15 protein-coding genes are annotated in these 16,423 nt (G+C 71.6%); 11 read left to right on the forward strand and 4 right to left on the reverse strand.

All coding sequences use genetic code 11. From position 1 onward, the window contains the following. The first annotated feature begins 78 nt into the window (after nucleotides 1-78). Nucleotides 79-957, forward strand: a complete 879-nt coding sequence (locus tag KA217_08655) for a phosphoribulokinase (protein MBP7712516.1) — start codon at nucleotides 79-81, stop codon at nucleotides 955-957. Nucleotides 958-973: 16 nt separating this feature from the next. Here the strand turns inward: KA217_08655 and KA217_08660 are convergent, their stop codons facing one another. Continuing rightward, on the reverse strand, nucleotides 974-1,651 hold the full coding sequence (locus KA217_08660) for an OmpA family protein (GenBank protein ID MBP7712517.1): 678 nt from the start codon (nucleotides 1,649-1,651) through the stop codon (nucleotides 974-976). Between the two features lie 125 nt (nucleotides 1,652-1,776). Here KA217_08660 and KA217_08665 point away from each other — a divergent pair, with 125 nt between their 5' ends. The 7 genes from KA217_08665 (at nucleotide 1,777) to maf (ending at nucleotide 9,493) form a co-directional block, all read left to right on the forward strand. Continuing rightward, nucleotides 1,777-4,410: a leucine--tRNA ligase gene (locus KA217_08665; GenBank protein ID MBP7712518.1), complete on the forward strand. Its 2,634-nt coding sequence runs from the start codon at nucleotides 1,777-1,779 to the stop codon at nucleotides 4,408-4,410. Further along, a complete protein-coding gene (locus KA217_08670; GenBank protein ID MBP7712519.1) occupies nucleotides 4,410-5,033 on the forward strand; it encodes a hypothetical protein in 624 nt (207 codons plus the stop codon). The genes KA217_08665 and KA217_08670 overlap by 1 nt, the downstream gene beginning before the upstream one ends. Next, entirely contained in the window at nucleotides 5,017-6,036 is a 1,020-nt protein-coding gene (locus KA217_08675) for a DNA polymerase III subunit delta (GenBank protein ID MBP7712520.1), read from the forward strand. Before KA217_08670 ends, KA217_08675 begins: the two co-directional genes overlap by 17 nt. Before the next feature lie 61 nt (nucleotides 6,037-6,097). Further along, nucleotides 6,098-7,354, forward strand: a complete 1,257-nt coding sequence (locus KA217_08680) for a glutamate-5-semialdehyde dehydrogenase (protein ID MBP7712521.1) — start codon at nucleotides 6,098-6,100, stop codon at nucleotides 7,352-7,354. Next, entirely contained in the window at nucleotides 7,351-7,986 is a 636-nt protein-coding gene (gene nadD / locus KA217_08685; GenBank protein ID MBP7712522.1) for a nicotinate-nucleotide adenylyltransferase, read from the forward strand. Before KA217_08680 ends, nadD begins: the two co-directional genes overlap by 4 nt. Then, entirely contained in the window at nucleotides 7,973-8,323 is a 351-nt protein-coding gene (rsfS, locus tag KA217_08690; protein ID MBP7712523.1) for a ribosome silencing factor, read from the forward strand. Before nadD ends, rsfS begins: the two co-directional genes overlap by 14 nt. Before the next feature lie 396 nt (nucleotides 8,324-8,719). Beyond that, nucleotides 8,720-9,493 carry a septum formation inhibitor Maf gene (gene maf / locus KA217_08695; GenBank protein ID MBP7712524.1) on the forward strand — a complete coding sequence of 258 codons (774 nt, stop codon included), beginning with the start codon at nucleotides 8,720-8,722 and terminating at the stop codon, nucleotides 9,491-9,493. A gap of 18 nt (nucleotides 9,494-9,511) precedes the next feature. Here maf and ppa read toward each other — a convergent pair whose 3' ends face one another. From ppa to KA217_08710, 3 genes are all read right to left on the reverse strand, one after another. After that, on the reverse strand, nucleotides 9,512-10,060 hold the full coding sequence (gene ppa, locus KA217_08700; protein MBP7712525.1) for an inorganic diphosphatase: 549 nt from the start codon (nucleotides 10,058-10,060) through the stop codon (nucleotides 9,512-9,514). Nucleotides 10,061-10,187: 127 nt separating this feature from the next. Beyond that, the gene (locus KA217_08705; GenBank protein ID MBP7712526.1) at nucleotides 10,188-12,224 is read right to left on the reverse strand and encodes a sodium-translocating pyrophosphatase; all 2,037 of its coding nucleotides are present in this window, start codon (nucleotides 12,222-12,224) and stop codon (nucleotides 10,188-10,190) included. 105 nt (nucleotides 12,225-12,329) lie between these two features. Further along, entirely contained in the window at nucleotides 12,330-13,592 is a 1,263-nt protein-coding gene (locus KA217_08710; protein ID MBP7712527.1) for a 6-phosphofructokinase, read from the reverse strand. A gap of 129 nt (nucleotides 13,593-13,721) precedes the next feature. Between KA217_08710 and KA217_08715 the strand changes: the two genes are divergently transcribed. From KA217_08715 to soxZ, 3 genes are all read left to right on the forward strand, one after another. Next, on the forward strand, nucleotides 13,722-15,200 hold the full coding sequence (locus tag KA217_08715; GenBank protein MBP7712528.1) for a M48 family metallopeptidase: 1,479 nt from the start codon (nucleotides 13,722-13,724) through the stop codon (nucleotides 15,198-15,200). Between the two features lie 356 nt (nucleotides 15,201-15,556). Beyond that, nucleotides 15,557-16,024: a thiosulfate oxidation carrier protein SoxY gene (gene soxY, locus KA217_08720; GenBank protein MBP7712529.1), complete on the forward strand. Its 468-nt coding sequence runs from the start codon at nucleotides 15,557-15,559 to the stop codon at nucleotides 16,022-16,024. Between the two features lie 26 nt (nucleotides 16,025-16,050). Then, nucleotides 16,051-16,362 (forward strand): thiosulfate oxidation carrier complex protein SoxZ, encoded by a 312-nt coding sequence (gene soxZ / locus KA217_08725; GenBank protein MBP7712530.1) that lies wholly within the window; start codon nucleotides 16,051-16,053, stop codon nucleotides 16,360-16,362. Nucleotides 16,363-16,423 lie beyond the last annotated feature (61 nt).

A 16,423-nucleotide genomic window follows, 5' to 3' on the forward strand; every position in this document is an offset into this window, starting at 1 on the left:
GGGCACGGGGCGCACGGCGGCCAACGGGCCGAGGGGCGACCCCGGCGTGAGGGCGTGCCAGGAAAGGAGGAGTCTTCGATGTCGCGCAAACACCCCATCGTCGCGGTCACGGGCTCGTCGGGCGCGGGCACCACCACCGTCAAGCGGGCCTTCGAGCACATCTTCCGCCGCGAGGGGATCACCCCGGCGATCTACGAGGGCGACAGCTTCCACCGCTACAGCCGGGTGGAGATGCGGGAGCGGGTGAAGAAGGCCCAGGCCGAAGGGCGCACGCTGAGCCACTTCGGTCCCGACGCGAACCTCTTCGAGAAGCTCGAGGACACCTTCCGCACCTACGGCGAGAACGGGCGGGGCCAGCGGCGCTACTACGTGCACGACGAGGAAGAGGCCGCGCTCTACCGCCAGAAGGCCGGGGAGTTCACCCCGTGGCAGGACATCCCGGAGAAGACCGACCTGCTGTTCTACGAGGGTCTGCACGGGGGCGTGGTGACCGACACGGCCAACGTCGCCCGGCACATAGACCTGCTGATCGGCGTGGTGCCGATCGTGAACCTGGAGTGGATCCAGAAGATCTTCCGGGACACCGGGGAGCGGGGCTACCGCCCGGAGGACGTGACCGAGATCATCCTGCGGCGCATGCCCGACTACGTGCACTACATCGCGCCGCAGTTCTCGCGCACCGACATCAACTTCCAGCGCGTCCCGACCGTGGACACCTCGAACCCGTTCATCGCCCGGGACATCCCCACGGCGGACGAGAGCTTCGTGGTGATCCGCTTCCGGGAGCCCGCGAAGCTGAAGGTCGACTTCCCCTACCTGCTGTCGATGCTGCGGGACTCGTTCATGTCCCGGCGCAACACCCTCGTCGTGCCGGGCGGCAAGATGGGGCTCGCGATGGAGGTGATCCTCGGCCCCCTCATCGACAAGCTGGTGGCCGACAAGCGGGCCCTCGGCTGAGCGAGGGCCGTAGCCGTCAGCCCTCGACCACGGGGATGATGGTGATCTCCACGCGGCGGTTCAGGGCCCGGCCCGCCTCGGTGGCGTTGTCCGCCCGGGGCTGGTTCGGCCCGACGCCGGTCGCGCTCAGGCGCTGGGGAATGACCTGGCGAGAGAGCAGGTAGTCCTGCACCGCTCCGGCGCGGCGCTGGGACAGGTCCATGTTCATCTGCAGCGCGCCGGTACTGTCGGTGTGGCCCACGATCGCCAGCTGGGTCTTGCCGTAGCGGTTCACCACCCCGGCGATCTTGTCGAGGCTCGGGTAGAAGGCGGCCTTGATCTGGTTCGAGCCCGTGTCGAAGGCCGTCCCGCCGGTCATGCTGACCACGAGCTGGTTGTTGGGCTGGGCCTGCAGGGTGATGGCCCCCGAGGCGATCTCCGGCTGCAGGACCTTCTGGAAGTCCCGCTTCTGGTCGTCCATGTACTTGCCCACGAGGGCGCCGGCGACGCCGCCGCCGACCGCGCCGATGAGCGCGCCCTTGCCGTGCTTGTCGGCCACAAGGGCCCCGACCGCCGCCCCGAGGCCGGCGCCGATCATCCCGCCCTTGGCGGTGTCGCTCATGGGGGCGCGCTGGCCGTACTCGTCGGTGGCGCAGGCGCTCAGGCCAAAGACACAGGCGAGCGCAAGGCAGGTGGTGCGTGCAAAACGGGTCATGCTGGGTTCTCCTCAGAGGGGCGTGAGAGGGGAAGCAGGATAACGCCTTTTCGACCGCCGGCTAGAGCCCCCGCCCCACGTGGGCTATGCTCACGCGCCTGTCACTGGCCCATCTGACGACCCCCATGGACGAGCGCTACGAACCCCGAGAGGTAGAGGCCGAGGCCCAGCGATACTGGGACGAGAACGAGGTGTTCCGCGTCCGCGAGGACCCCGGCCGGGAGAAGTTCTACTGCCTGTCCATGTTCCCGTACCCGAGCGGGCGCCTGCACATGGGGCACGTGCGCAACTACACGATCGGCGACGTGATCGCCCGCTACCAGCGCATGCAGGGCCGCAACGTGCTGCAGCCGATGGGCTGGGACGCCTTCGGGCTGCCCGCCGAGAACGCGGCCATCGCGAACGGCGTGCCGCCGGCGCGCTGGACCTACGAAAACATCGCCTACATGAAGCGCCAGCTGCGCTCGCTCGGCTTCGCGATCGACTGGTCCCGGGAGCTGGCCACCTGCAAGCCGGAGTACTACCGCTGGAACCAGTGGCTGTTCCTGCGGATGCTGGAGAAGGGGATCGCCTACCAGAAGACCGGGGTGGTGAACTGGGACCCCGTCGACCAGACCGTGCTCGCCAACGAGCAGGTGATCGACGGGCGCGGCTGGCGCACGGGCGCGCCGGTCGAGAAGCGCGAGATCCCCATGTACAACCTGGCGATCACGCGCTACGCCGAGGAGCTCCTGGCGGACCTGGACCGGCTCCCCGGCTGGCCCGAGCGCGTGCGCACCATGCAGGCCAACTGGATCGGTAAGAGCCAGGGCGTGCGCTTCGCCTTTCCCTACACGCTGGAGGGGCGCGAGGAGCGCCTGTGGGTGTTCACCACGCGCGCCGACACCATCATGGGCGTGACCTTCTGCGCAGTGGCGGCCGAGCACCCGCTGGCGGCCTACGCCGCGGCCCGGGACCCGGCCCTCGCCGCCTTCGTGGACGAGTGCCGCCGGGGCAGCGTGATGGAGGCGGACCTCGCCACGGTGGAGAAGAAGGGGATGCCCACCGGACTCACCGTCACCCACCCCCTCACCGGGGCCGAGGTGCCGGTCTGGGTCGGCAACTACGTGCTGATGGGCTACGGCGAGGGTGCGGTGATGGCGGTCCCCGCCCACGACGAGCGCGACTTCGCCTTCGCCCGGCAGTACGGCCTGCCGATCCGCCAGTCCATCGCCTGGGACGACGGCAGGCCGTTCTCCGACGAGGCCTGGCAGCCCTGGTACGCCGAGCACGGGCGCTGCGTGCACTCCGCCCCCTACGACGGCCTGGACTACGACCACGCCGTGGAGGCGATCGCCGCGGACCTGCGGGCCCGCGGGCTCGGCGACCAGCAGGTGATGTGGCGGCTGCGCGACTGGGCGATCTCCCGCCAGCGCTACTGGGGCTGCCCGATCCCCGTCGTCCACTGCGCTCGGTGCGGCGAGGTCCCGGTTCCGGACGACCAACTCCCGGTGGTGCTGCCCGAGGACGTGGTCCCCGACGGCAGTGGCAACCCCCTGGCCAAGCGCGAGGACTTCCTCGCCTGCACCTGCCCGCGCTGCGCCGGGCCGGCCCGGCGCGAGACCGACACCATGGACACCTTCGTGGACTCGTCCTGGTACTACGCCCGCTACTGCAGCTCCGACGCGGCGGGCGCGATGGTCGACGGGCGGGTCGGCTACTGGATGCCGGTGGACCAGTACATCGGGGGCATCGAGCACGCCATCCTGCACCTGCTCTACTCGCGCTTCTGGAGCAAGGTGATGCGCGACCTGGGGCTCGTCAGCTACGACGAGCCCTTCGAGCGCCTGCTCACCCAGGGCATGGTGCTGAACCACATCTTCTTCCGCCAGGGCGAGAAGGGCGGCATCACCTACTTCGCCCCGGACGAGCTCGATCTGCGGCTCGACGAGGGGGGCCGGGTCACCGGCGCGAGTGCGAGGGGCGACGGCAAGCCGGTGGAGTACGGCGGCATCGGGACGATGTCCAAGTCCAAGAGGAACGGCGTCGACCCCCAGGCGCTCATCGATCGCTACGGCGCGGACACGGCGCGGCTCTTCATCATGTTCGCGGCCCCGCCGGAGCAGTCCCTGGAGTGGTCGGACAACGCCGTGGAGGGCGCCTCCCGGTTCCTCAAGCGGCTGTGGAAGCTGGTGGCCGCGCACGTCAACGCCGGGCCTGCGCCCGCGCTCGCTGGCGCAGGGATCGGCGCCGGGCGGCTCGACGCCTCGGCGCTCGACGACCGGCAGCGGGAGCTGCGCCGCCAGGTCCACGAGACCATCGCCAAGGTCACCGACGACCTCGGCCGGCGCTACACCTTCAACACCGCCATCGCGGCGGTGATGGAGCTCGTCAACGCCCTCGCCCGCGCGGGCGGCGAGTCCCCCGCGGACCGGGCCCTGATGCAGGAGGGCCTCGAGGCGGTGGTGCTCCTGCTCTCCCCCATCGTCCCCCACGCGTCCCACGTGCTGTGGCGGGAGCTCGGCCACGCCGGGGCCCTGGTGGACGCCCCCTGGCCGGTCCCCGACCCCACGGCCCTGACCCGCGACACCGTGGAGCTCGTGGTGCAGGTGAACGGCAAGCTCCGGGGGCGGGTCAGCGTCCCTGCGGGGGCGGGGCAGGCCGAGGTCGAGGCCGCCGCCCTCGCCAGCGAGAACGTCCGCCGGTTCATCGCCGACAAGGTGGTGCGCAAGGTGATCGTGGTGCCCGGCAAGCTCGTCAACGTGGTGGTGCAGGGATGATGCCCTCCGGGCAAGACTCCTCCGGGCGCGAGCCCTCGGGGCACGAGTCCTCGGGGCACGAGTCCTCGGGGCGAGGCCGGGGCGCGGGCGGCGGCCGCATCCCCCTGCCGGCGGTCGTCCCGGCGCTGGCGGTCCTCGCCCTGCTGGTGGGGGCCTGCGGCTTCCACCCGAGGGGGGCGGTGGAGCTGCCGCCCGGCGTTTCGAAGGTCTACGTGCAGGCCCCGAGCGCGCTCCTCGGGGAGCCCATCGCCATGTACCTCGAGGCGGGCGGCGCCCGGCAGGTGACGGACCGCGCGGACGCGGACGTGGCGGTGCTGGTCACCGGCGAGAGGCAGGACCGGCGGCTGCTGGCGGTCGACCCCAGGACCGGGAAGGCCCGGGAGTACGAGCTCTCCTACGCGCTCACCTACCAGCTCGCACGCAAGGACGGGAGCGCCATCCTGCCCCCGCAGACGGTGAGCCTGGTGCGCGACTACACCTTCGATCCGACGGCCGTCATCGCCATGGGCGACGAAGAGGCCCTCATCTACGCCGAGATGAGGCGCGACGCGGTGCAGCAGGTCCTGCGCCGCCTGCGGTTCGCCCTGCGGGGCGAAGGCGCCGCCGGTGCAGGCCAGCCCTGAGCAGCTGAGCCGCCAGCTCGCCGCGGGCCTGCGGCCGATCTACGTCGTCCACGGCGGCGAGCCGCTGCAGACCGACGAGGTGGTCGACGCCATCCGGGCGAGCGCCCGGGACCGGGGCTTCTCGGAGCGGGTGACCTTCGAGCCCGTGACCGACGCGGACTGGGCCGCGCTCGGCACCGAGGCCGCGAGCCCCTCCCTGTTCGCCCCCCGGCGCCTGCTCGAGGTCCGCCTGCCGGGCTCCCGCCCGGGGCACGCGGGCGCCGCGGTGCTCGCCCGGCTCGCCGGGAAGCCGCCCCCGGACGTGGTGTTCCTCGTGGTGCTCGGCAGGCTCGAGCCGAAGCAGCGCTCCGCCGCCTGGCTCGAGGCCCTGGAGAAGGCCGGCGTCTCGGTACCCACGCGCCCGGTGGCCCTCCCGGAGATGCCGGGGTGGGTGAAGGCTCGGGGCCGGCGCGCGGGGCTCGAGCTCAGCGCCGAGGCGGCGGCACTCCTCGCCGAGCGCACCCAGGGGAACCTCCTCGCCTGCGCCCAGGAGCTCGACAAGCTGGCCCTGCTGCACCCGGGCGGCCGCGTCGACGTCCGGGAGGTCCTCGCGAGCACTGGGGAGAGCGCGCGCTACGACGTCTTCGACCTCGTGGACGCCGTGGTAGCCGGCGACGCCCGGCGCGGCGCCCGGGTGCTGGAGGGCCTGCGCGCGGAGGGCGTCGAGGCGCCCCTCGTGGTCTGGGCCCTCGCCCGGGAGCTGCGGACGCTGGCGTCCATCGCCCGGGCGGCGGCCCGGGGCGAGCCCCTCGCCCGGCTCTTCCCCCGTTATCGGGTCTGGGAGAGCCGCCAGGGGGCCGTGCGCTCCGCGCTCGAGCGCCACGAGCCCTCCCGGTGGCTCGCGCTCCTGCGCCGGCTGGGCTCGATCGACCGCATGGTCAAGGGCCTGGAGCCTGCGGACCCCTGGACGGAGCTGTCCCGCCTGGTGCTGGAGGTCGCGGGAAAGTCCCCCGGGCCCCCGTGACGCTGTGGCCTCCGCGCCCCGCGTGGTACATGATCGCCGCCTCACGACCAGCGAGGCCGCCATGGACATCCAAGCCTACATGCTCGAGCTCGGGCGCAACGCCCGGCGCGCCGCCCGCGCCCTTGCCGCCGCGGGCACCAGCCCCAAGAACCTGGCCCTGCTGCGCACCGCCGACGCCCTCCTCGCCCAGGCCGATGCCCTGCGCGAGGCCAACGAGCGCGACCTCGCCGAGGGTCGCGCCCGGGGTCTCGACGACGCCTTCCTCGACCGCCTCGCGCTGACCGACCCGCGCATCCAGGCCATGGCCCAGGGCCTGCGCGAGGTGGCCGCCCTGCCCGACCCGATCGGCGAGATCACCGGCATGGCCTACCGCCCGACGGGGATCCAGGTCGGGCGCATGCGGGTGCCGCTCGGCGTCATCGGGATCATCTACGAGTCGCGGCCCAACGTGACCGCGGACGCCGCCGCGCTCTGCCTGAAGGCCGGCAACGCGAGCATCCTGCGCGGGGGGTCGGAGTCGCTGCACAGCAACCGCGCCATCGCCGAGTGCATCCAGGAGGGCCTGGCCGCCGCCGAGCTGCCACGGGCCGCGGTGCAGGTGGTGGAGACGGCCGACCGCGCCGCGGTGGGCGAGCTCATCCGCATGCGTGAGTACGTGGACGTCATCGTCCCCCGGGGCGGCAAGGGGCTCATCGCCCGCATCACCGAGGAGGCCCGGATCCCCGTCATCAAGCACCTGGACGGGATCTGCCACGTCTACATCGACGACCGGGCCGCGATGGAGAAGGCGGTGAGGGTGGCCTACAACGCGAAGACCCAGCGCTACGGCACCTGCAACACCATGGAGACCCTGCTGGTGGCCCGGGCCATCGCGCCGTCCATCCTGCCGGTCCTGGGGGAGATGTACCGGGACGCAGGCGTGGAGCTCCGCGGCTGCCCCGAGACCCGGGCCTTCCTGCCCTACGCCCGGGAGGCGACCGAGGAGGACTGGAGCACGGAGTACCTGGCGCCCATCCTGTCCGTGCGCGTCGTCGACGGCCTCGACGAGGCCATCGACCACATCGAGCGCTACGGCTCCCACCACACCGACGCGATCGTGACCGAGGACTTCACGCGGGCCCGGCGCTTCCTCGCCGAGGTCGATTCGAGCTCGGTGATGGTCAACGCCTCGACCCGCTTCTCCGACGGATTCGAGTACGGGCTCGGGGCCGAGATCGGCATCAGCACGGACAAGCTCCACGCCCGCGGGCCGGTCGGGCTCGAGGGGCTGACCTCCCAGAAGTTCGTGGTCCTGGGGGACGGGCACATCCGCCAGTGATCGGAGTCCTCGGGGGCACCTTCGACCCCGTTCACCACGGCCACCTGCGGTTCGCGCTCGAGGCCGTCGAGGCGCTCCGGCTGCGCGTGCTGAAGCTCGTCCCGGCGCGCGTGCCCCCGCACCGGCCGGTCCCGGCCGCAGCGCCCGAGGACCGGCTGGCGATGCTCGAGGCCGCGGTGGCAGGGACGCGCGCCCTGGAGGTGGACGGGCGGGAGCTCGCGCGCCCCGGCCCCTCCTACACCGTCGACACCCTCGCCGAGCTGCGTGCCGAGCACCCGGAGGAGCCGCTCTGCCTGTGCCTCGGCGCCGACGCGTTCCGCGGCCTCGACACCTGGCACCGCTGGCGGGAGATCCCGGCGCTCGCGCACCTCGCGGTCGCCCGGCGCCCCGGGGGGCGGCTCCCGGCCCGGGGCCCTGTCGCCGAGCTCCTGCAAGGGGCCCGCGTGGAGCGTCCCGAGGGGCTGGCCGGGCGCTTGGCCGGCGGCGTCGTGCTGGTGGACCTGCCGGGGCTCGAGGTCTCGGCGACCCGCATCCGGGCGCTCCTCGCCGCCGGCCGGGACCCGCGCTGGCTCCTGCCCGACCCTGTACTGGAAATCATCCGAGAGAGAGGACTGTACCTTGCACGACACTGAATCCCTGCGCGACCTGGCCGTCGCGGCCCTCGAGGAACTGAAAGCCCTGGACGTGATCGTCCTGGACGTCCGCGGCAAGGTCTCGTGGACCGACTTCATGGTGGTGGCGAGCGGCAACTCCGACCGCCACGTGCGGGCGCTGGCCCGCAACGTGGGCACCCGCGCGAGCGAGGCCGGCCACCCGCCGCTCGGGGTCGAGGGGGACCAGGAGGGCGAGTGGGTGCTGATCGACCTCGCCGACGTGGTGGTGCACGTCATGCTGCCCAGGGTGCGGGACTTCTACCAGCTCGAGCGCCTGTGGACGGTGCCGCCCGGCCGGGAGGCGACCGCGGGGTAACCCCCGGTGCGCGTCCACCTGGTCGCCGTGGGAGCCGGGATGCCTCGCTGGGTCGCGGAGGGCGTCCAGGAATACGCCCGCAGGATGCCCCGGGAGTGCACGCTGGTCCTGCGCGAGGTCGAGCTGCCGGCGCGCCAGCGGGGCCTGCCCGCGAGCCAGGGCCGGGCCGCCGAGGGCGAGCGACTGCTGGCGGCAGTCCCCGCCGGCGCGGTCGTCGTGGCCCTGGACGAGCGGGGGGCGCCCTGGGACACCCTCGAGCTCTCCCGCCGGCTGGAGGGTTGGCTCGGGGGCGGCCGGGACGTGGCCCTGCTGGTGGGGGGCGCCGACGGGCTCGCCCCCGAGTGCCTGCAGGCCGCGGGACAGGTCTGGTCCCTCTCCGCCCTCACCCTGCCCCACATGCTGGTGCGGGTCCTGGTGGCCGAGCAGCTCTACCGTGCCTGGAGCATCCTCGCGGGCCACCCGTACCACCGGGGCGCGGTGGCGGGGAGTCCCCTCCGGGCCCCGGGGCCCACCACCCCGGGGACCGGGCGGCGCACCCCCCGGGGCCCGGGCGCCGGGGGCCCGCCCGACTCCCCCACGGCCCCTCCGGACCTCTACCTCGCCTCCCGCTCACCCCGCCGGCAGGAGCTGCTCGGCCAGATCGGGGTCCGCTTCCGGGTCGTTCCGGCGGAGGTCGACGAGACCCCGCGCCCGGGGGAGGACCCGGCAGCGCTCGTGCAGCGCCTCGCCCTCGCGAAGGCGCGGGCCGGCCGGGCCGGACTCGCCCCGCGGGACCCGACCCCCGTGCTGGGGGCCGACACCGAGGTGGTGCTGGACGGGGAGGTGCTGGGCAAGCCGCGCGACGCGGCCCACGCGGCGGCGATGCTGGCGCGCCTGTCCGGGCGGAGCCACCGGGTCGTCTCGGCCGTGGCCCTCGCCCGACCGGGCCGGGAGGCGGTGCGGGTCTCCACCAGCACGGTGTGGCTGCGGGACACCACCGCCGCGGAGCGCGCCGCTTACTGCGCCACCGGGGAGCCCCTCGACAAGGCCGGGGCCTACGGGATCCAGGGGGTCGCGGCGGTCTTCGTCACCCGGCTCGAGGGCAGCTACTCCGGGGTCATGGGGTTGGCGCTGCACGAGACGGCCGAGCTCCTGCGCGAGGCGGGGCTCGCGATACCGCGCAGCCCCTAGCCCCCGCAGGCGCCGCCCTCAGAACCGGGGCCGCTCGGGGGCCTCGCCGTACATCCGAACGCCGTTCTCGATCTCGGCCCGGGCGTCTTCGAGCGACCCCCAGCCCTGGACCCGGACCCACTTGCCCTCTTCCAGGTCCTTGTAGTGCTCGAAGAAGTGCGCGATCTGGTCGAGGAGCGTCGGCGGCAGGTCCTCGGCACGGGAGACCCGCTCGTAGCCCTTGCAGAGCTTCGCCGCGGGCACCGCGAGCACCTTGGCGTCGTCGCCCGACTCGTCGGTCATCTTCAGCACCGCCACCGGCCGGCAGCGGACCACCGAGCCGCTGATGAGCGGATAGGGCGTCACCACCAGCACGTCGACCGGGTCCCCGTCGGCGGAGAGCGTGCGGGGGATGTAGCCGTAGTTGCAGGGGTAGTGCATCGCGCTGGTCATGAACCGGTCGACGAACATCGCGCCGGTCTTCTTGTCGACTTCGTACTTCACCGGGTCCGCGTGGGCCGGGATCTCGATGATGACGTTCACTTCGTTCGGCACGTCACGGCCGGAGTCCACACGGTCCAGGTTCATCGGCCTTCTCCTGAGGTTGGGCCCCGCCCGCTGCGCGCGGACGGGGCAGAAAGCGCGAGGCCGCACCGGACGGATCCGGCACGGCCTCGTTCCCCACCCGCGGCGGGCGCCGCGGGCCCCTGCCCCATCAAGCCGCCGGCAGCAGCGGGATGATCAGCAGGGCGACGATGTTGATGATCTTGATGAGCGGGTTGACTGCCGGGCCCGCCGTGTCCTTGTACGGGTCGCCGACGGTGTCACCGGTCACCGCCGCCTTGTGGGCGTCGGAACCCTTGCCGCCGTGAGCGCCGTCCTCGATGTACTTCTTGGCATTGTCCCAGGCGCCGCCACCGGTGGTCATGGAGATGGCCACGAAGAGCCCCGTGACGATGGCGCCGAGCAGCACGCCACCAAGGGCCTGCGGGCCCAGCACCAGGCCGACGACGACCGGAATCGCCACCGGGAGCAGCGAGGGCACCACCATCTCCTTGATGGCCGACCGCGTCAGCATGTCCACCGCCCGCGAGTAGTCGGGCTTCGCCTTGCCCTCCATGATGCCCTTGATCTCGCGGAACTGGCGCCGGACCTCCACCACGATGCCCCCCGCCGCGCGGCCCACCGCCTCCATCGCCATCGCGCCGAAGAGGTAGGGGACGAGGCCGCCGATGAACAGGCCGATGATGACCATGTGGTTCGAGAGGTCGAAGGTCACCGCCTTGTTCGCCGCCTCGAGCCCGTGGGTGTAGTCCGCGAAGAGCACCAGCGCCGCCAGCCCAGCCGAGCCGATGGCGTAGCCCTTGGTCACGGCCTTGGTCGTGTTGCCCACCGCGTCGAGCGGGTCGGTGATGTTGCGGATCTTCTCGGGCAGGTTCGCCATCTCCGCGATGCCGCCGGCGTTGTCGGTGATCGGGCCGTAGGCGTCGATCGCCACGATGATGCCGGTCATGGAGAGCATGGCGGTCGCCGCGATGGCGATCCCGTACAGGCCCGCGAGGGCGTGGGAGGCCCAGATCGCCGCCGCCACCAGCAGCACCGGGATGGCGGTGGACTTCATGGACACGCCGAGCCCCGCGATGATGTTGGTCGCGTGACCGGTGGTCGACGCCGCGGCGATGTGCTTCACCGGGGCGTACTCCTTGGCGGTGTAGTACTCGGTGACCCACACCATCGCGCCGGTCAGCACGAGACCGACCAGCGCCGCCCCGTAGAGCGCGCCGAAGCCGAGGCCCTTGGCCGCCAGAACGTCACCCATCATGAAGTACGTGATGGGGAGGAAGAACGCAGCGGCGAGGGCGCCGGCCACGATGAGGCCCCGGTACAGGGCGCCCATGATCTTGCCGTTCTTCGCCTCCTTCACGAACAGCGAGCCGACCACCGAGGCGATGATGGAGGCGCCGCCGAGGGCGAGCGGGTAGATGACCGCTGCGGTGCCGTCACCGGCCACGCCGAAGACCAGCGAGCCGAGCAGCATGGTGGCGATGATGGTGACGGCGTAGGTCTCGAAGAGGTCGGCCGCCATTCCGGCGCAGTCGCCCACGTTGTCGCCCACGTTGTCCGCGATCACCGCGGGGTTGCGGGGGTCGTCCTCGGGGATGCCGGCCTCGACCTTGCCCACCAGGTCGGCGCCGACGTCCGCGCCCTTGGTGAAGATGCCACCGCCCAACCGGGCGAAGATCGAGATGAGGGAGCCGCCGAAGCCGAGCCCGACCAGGGCGTGCAGGGTCTCCTTCACCTCCAACCCCACGCCGTAGACCAGGATCGCGTAGTAGCCCGCGACACCGAGCAGGCCCAGCCCGACCACCAGCAGGCCGGTGATGGCACCGCCCCGGAAGGCGAGCTGCAGCGCCGCGTTCAGCCCGGAGTCGGCGGCCTGCGCCGTGCGCACGTTGGCGCGCACCGAGATATTCATCCCGATGTAGCCCGCTGCCGCGGAGAACACCGCGCCGATGGCGAAGCCGATCGCCGTGGGCGCGTGCAGGAAGTACCACAGCACGGCGAAGAGGACCACACCGACGATGGCGATGGTGGTGTACTGGCGGTTCAGGTAGGCACTGGCGCCTTCCTGGATGGCCGCCGCAATCTCCTGCATCCGGGCGTTGCCGGCCGGCTGGGCAAGGACCCAGCGCATCGACCAGACGCCGAATGCGAGTGCCACCAGGGCACTGAGCAGAGCAAAGATCAACATCGACTTCCCTCCCTACGGGTCGCGAACCGGGCGGACAGGCGTCCCCACGCCGCCGCCCCTACAGTGCGGCGACCCCGCCGGGGCCGCCGCGTGGCCTTCCACTGCTCATTTCTTCAGCTTGAACTCCGGACACTTCTTCGCCACCGCCACGTTGCGCAGGGTGACGTAGGCGGGCAGCCCGTTGTGGTAGGGCGGGTAGTCCTCGCCCTGGATCAACGGCAGCAGGTACTCCCGGCAGGCGCCGGTGATCCCGAAGCCGTCTGCCGAGATGAATTCCTTCGGCATCATCTTCTCCACGTTCGCCACGCGCGAGAGCTCGGCGTGGCCGACGCTCCAGCGGTAGGGCGAGCTGGACTCGCGCACGATGGTGGGCATGACCGAGTTCTCACCGGCGAGCGCCAGCTCCACGGCGGCCTTGCCCATGGCGTAGGCCTGCTCCACGTCCGTCCTCGAGGCCAGGTGGCGCGCCGAGCGCTGCAGGTAGTCCGCCACCGCCCAGTGGTACTTGTAGCCGAAGGCGTCCTTCACCATCTGCGCCACCACCGGCGCGGCGCCGCCGAGCTGCGCGTGCCCGAAGGCGTCGCGCGTGCCGGCCTCGGCGAGGAACCTGCCGTCGGGCGAGCGGGTCCCTTCGGAGACCACCACCGTGCAGTAGTCCCAGCGCTCCACGTTCTCCTTCACCCGGGCGAGGAAGCGCTCCTGGTCGAAGGGGACCTCGGGGAACAGGATGACGATGGGGATGGGCGTGGCCGCGTCCGAGGCGAGCCCGCCCGCGGCCGCTATCCACCCGGCGTGGCGCCCCATCACCTCGAGAACGAACACCTTGGTGGAGGTCGAGGACATGGAGCGCACGTCGAAGCTCGCCTCGCGGGTGGAGACCGCGATGTACTTCGCCACCGACCCGAAGCCCGGGCAGTTGTCGGTGACCGGCAGGTCGTTGTCCACCGTCTTCGGCACGTGCACCGCCTGGATTGGAAAACCCGCCCGCTCGGAGAGCTGGGAGACCTTCAGGCAGGTGTCCGCCGAGTCACCCCCACCGTTGTAGAAGAAATACCCGATGTCATGGGCCCGGAAGACCTCCATCAGGCGCTCGTACTCGACCTGGCTCGCCTCGAGGCTCTTCAGCTTGTACCGGGCGGACCCGAAGGCCCCGGACGGGGTGTGGCGCAGGGCTGCGATCGCCTCCGGCGACTCGAAGCTCGTATCGATGAGGTCCTCGGTGAGCGCCCCGATGATGCCGCTCCGCCCAGCGTAGACCTTTCCGATCCGGTCCGGGTGCCGGCGCGCCGTCTCGATCACGCCAGCGGCGCTCGCGTTGATGACGGCGGTGACTCCACCCGACTGGGCGTAGAAGGCGTTCTTCGGCATGGCGGGCTCTTCCCTCGCTGGCGGTGGGTGGCAGGTCCGGGGTGAACGACTCGGCGCCCGTGTTGTCCCTGCGGGAAAGGATTCATCATTGTAAAGTAACCGGGGTGCGCCCGGCGAGGTGAGAAGACCTTGTTCACAACCGTGATGAGCCGCCGGCTGCGCGCCGGCGCGGGCGTCGTGGCCGGCGCCGCGTTGACGCTCGCCTCGGCCGTCGCGGCCGACCGCATCGAGCTGCCCGACATCGGGGCGTCCTCGCGCAGCGTGCTGTCCTCCCAGCGCGAGCAGGCCATCGGCGAGGCGCTGATGCGCGCCCTGCGCCGGGACGCCGTGATCCTGGAGGACCCCGAGGTCGAGACCTATCTGCAGGGCCTCGGCCAGCGGGTCGTGGCCCACAGCGACGGGGGTCCCGAACGCTTCACCTTCTTCGTCGTCCAGGACCCCCGCATCAACGCCTTCGCAGCACCCGGCGGTTACGTGGCCGTGCACACCGGGCTCATCCTCGCCACGGAGTCCGAGAGCGAGCTCGCAGCGGTCCTCGCGCACGAGGTCGCCCACGTGACCCAGGGCCACATCGCCCGCCGGTTCGAGGCGGCGAGCCAGATGACGATCCCGACGCTCGCCGCCCTGGCAGCGGCCGTCCTGCTCGCCTCCCAGAGCGGCCAGGCGGGCATGGCCGCGATCGCGGCCACCCAGGCGGGCGCCCTGCAGCTGCAGATCGACTTCACCCGGGCGCACGAGGCGGAAGCGGACCGGGTAGGCATCGCCGCCCTCGCCGGGGCCGGCTTCGACCCGCGCAGCATGCCCGCCTTCTTCGAGCGCCTGCAGAAGAGCACCCAGTACGCGCGCAAGCCGCCGGAGTTCCTGAGCACGCACCCGGTGACCGAGTCCCGGATCGCCGACAGCCGCGCCCGCGCCGAGCAATACCCTTCCGGGCACCAGCCGGACAGCCTCGCCTTCTCCATGGTCCGGGCCAAGATCCAGGCCCTGTCCGCGGAGAACCCGGTCCAGGCGCAGCGGGACTTCGAGCGGACCCTCGCTGGGAGTCAGGGGGTCCGGGCCACGGCGGCCCGCTACGGCCACGCGCTCGCCCTGAAGCGCGCGGGCAAGGCCGCCGCGGCCCTGGCGGAGATGCGGACGCTCTCCCAGGCCGACCCGGACAACGCGGCCCTGCGCGCCGAGCGGGCCCAGCTCGAGCAGGCGACGGGCCAGACCGGGAAGGCCCTCGAGCTGTTGCGGGAGGGGCTTGCCCTCTACCCCCAGGACCGGGTGCTCACCTTTGCCTACGTGGACGCACTGCTGCGCACCGGCCGGGTGCGCGAGGCACGGGACGCCCTGCTCGCCTATGGGCGCAACCGCGAGCCCGGCCCCAACTACCATCGGCTCCTCGCCCGCAGCCAGGAGCTGGCCGGGAACCTGCTCGAGGCGCACCTGGCGATGGCCGAGTACCAGTACCAGATGGGCCAGGTGCAGGAGGCCGTCGATCACCTGGAGCGGGCGCGCAAGGAGGCGGGCGACGACTTCTACGCCGCGTCGCGAATCGACGCCCGGCTCGCCCCGCTCAAGGAGGAGCTCGCGGAGCTGAAGGCCAAGCGGCGCTCGGGGCGGTGAGGGGACCGGCGGTCCCGCGCCGTTTCTCGGCACGCCATATTTGACGCGGCGCAATTTCTCTCGCCGGTCTCGCCGTGGTGGGTCCGGCGCTCGTTTGACCTGTTGGATTTCGTGGGGCAGACTACCGTCGCGCCTGCGTTTTCGGTTCGGTTGAACCTTTGTCCTGGCCTGTTGTCTGCTGGGGTGGGCGAAGGGGAGGCCGCCGTGGACAGACGTGAAGACTCCCGACAGTCCGTTAGCGTTAGCCCGTTACGGGTGCGGCGAGGCCCCCGTTGCCGATGGCGGGGCAATAGGGCCGTCACGCAGGTCTACACGCGGTTGGGTGTGACTGACAACGAACGAGGAATTTCAGCAACATGAGCATTCAGCGCAGGACGATACTGAAGGGTGCGCTGGCCAGCAGCGCGATCGGCGTCGCGGTAGGCGCCGGGTTGTTGGCCCCGCAGCAGGTGCTGGCTGCCTGGTCGAAGGAGGCCTTCGAGGCCAAGGCAGTGGACGACGCCCTGAAGGCCCTCGGGCTGGCGGGCGCCGCGGCGAGCGCGGACGTCACCGTGAAGGCTCCGGACATCGCGGAGAACGGGGCGGTCGTGCCCGTGACCGTCGAGTCGACGATGAAGGACGTGCAGTCGATCTCCATCGTTGCCGAGAAGAACGCGCTGCCGTTGATCGCGTCCTTCGACCTGGGCGCTGGCGCCCTGCCGTACGTCTCGATCCGTATCAAGATGGGTTCGACGATGAACGTGCAGGCCCTCGTGAAGGCCGGCGGCAAGGTCTACGAGGCCAAGAAAGAGGTCAAGGTCACCATCGGTGGCTGCGGCGGCTAACGGCAAGATCGGAGAAGAGGTGAGATATGGCCAGTGGCACCATTAAGATCCGCGCCAAGGCTGTCGACGGCGTGGCAGAGGTCAAGGCACTCATCAGCCATCCGATGGAGCTGATGAGCAAGAACAAGACGACCGGCGAAGTCGTGCCGGCGCACTTCATTCAGGACATGGTTGCCGAGTTGAACGGCAAGCCGGTGCTGACGGGGCAGTGGAGCTCCGGCATCTCCAAGAACCCGTACCTGGCGTTCAAAGTGAACGCGAAGGCGGGTGACACCCTGAAGCTGTCCTGGAAGGACAACAAGGGCGACAGCGACTCCGCCGAGGAGAAGGTCGGCTAGGTCGGCTGGTCGGTCCCTGCAGTGCCAGGGGCGCCCTCCGGGGCGCCCCTTTTTTGTGCTC

Source organism: Gammaproteobacteria bacterium (genome assembly GCA_017999615.1).
GTDB lineage: Bacteria > Pseudomonadota > Gammaproteobacteria > JAABTG01 > JAABTG01 > JAGNLM01.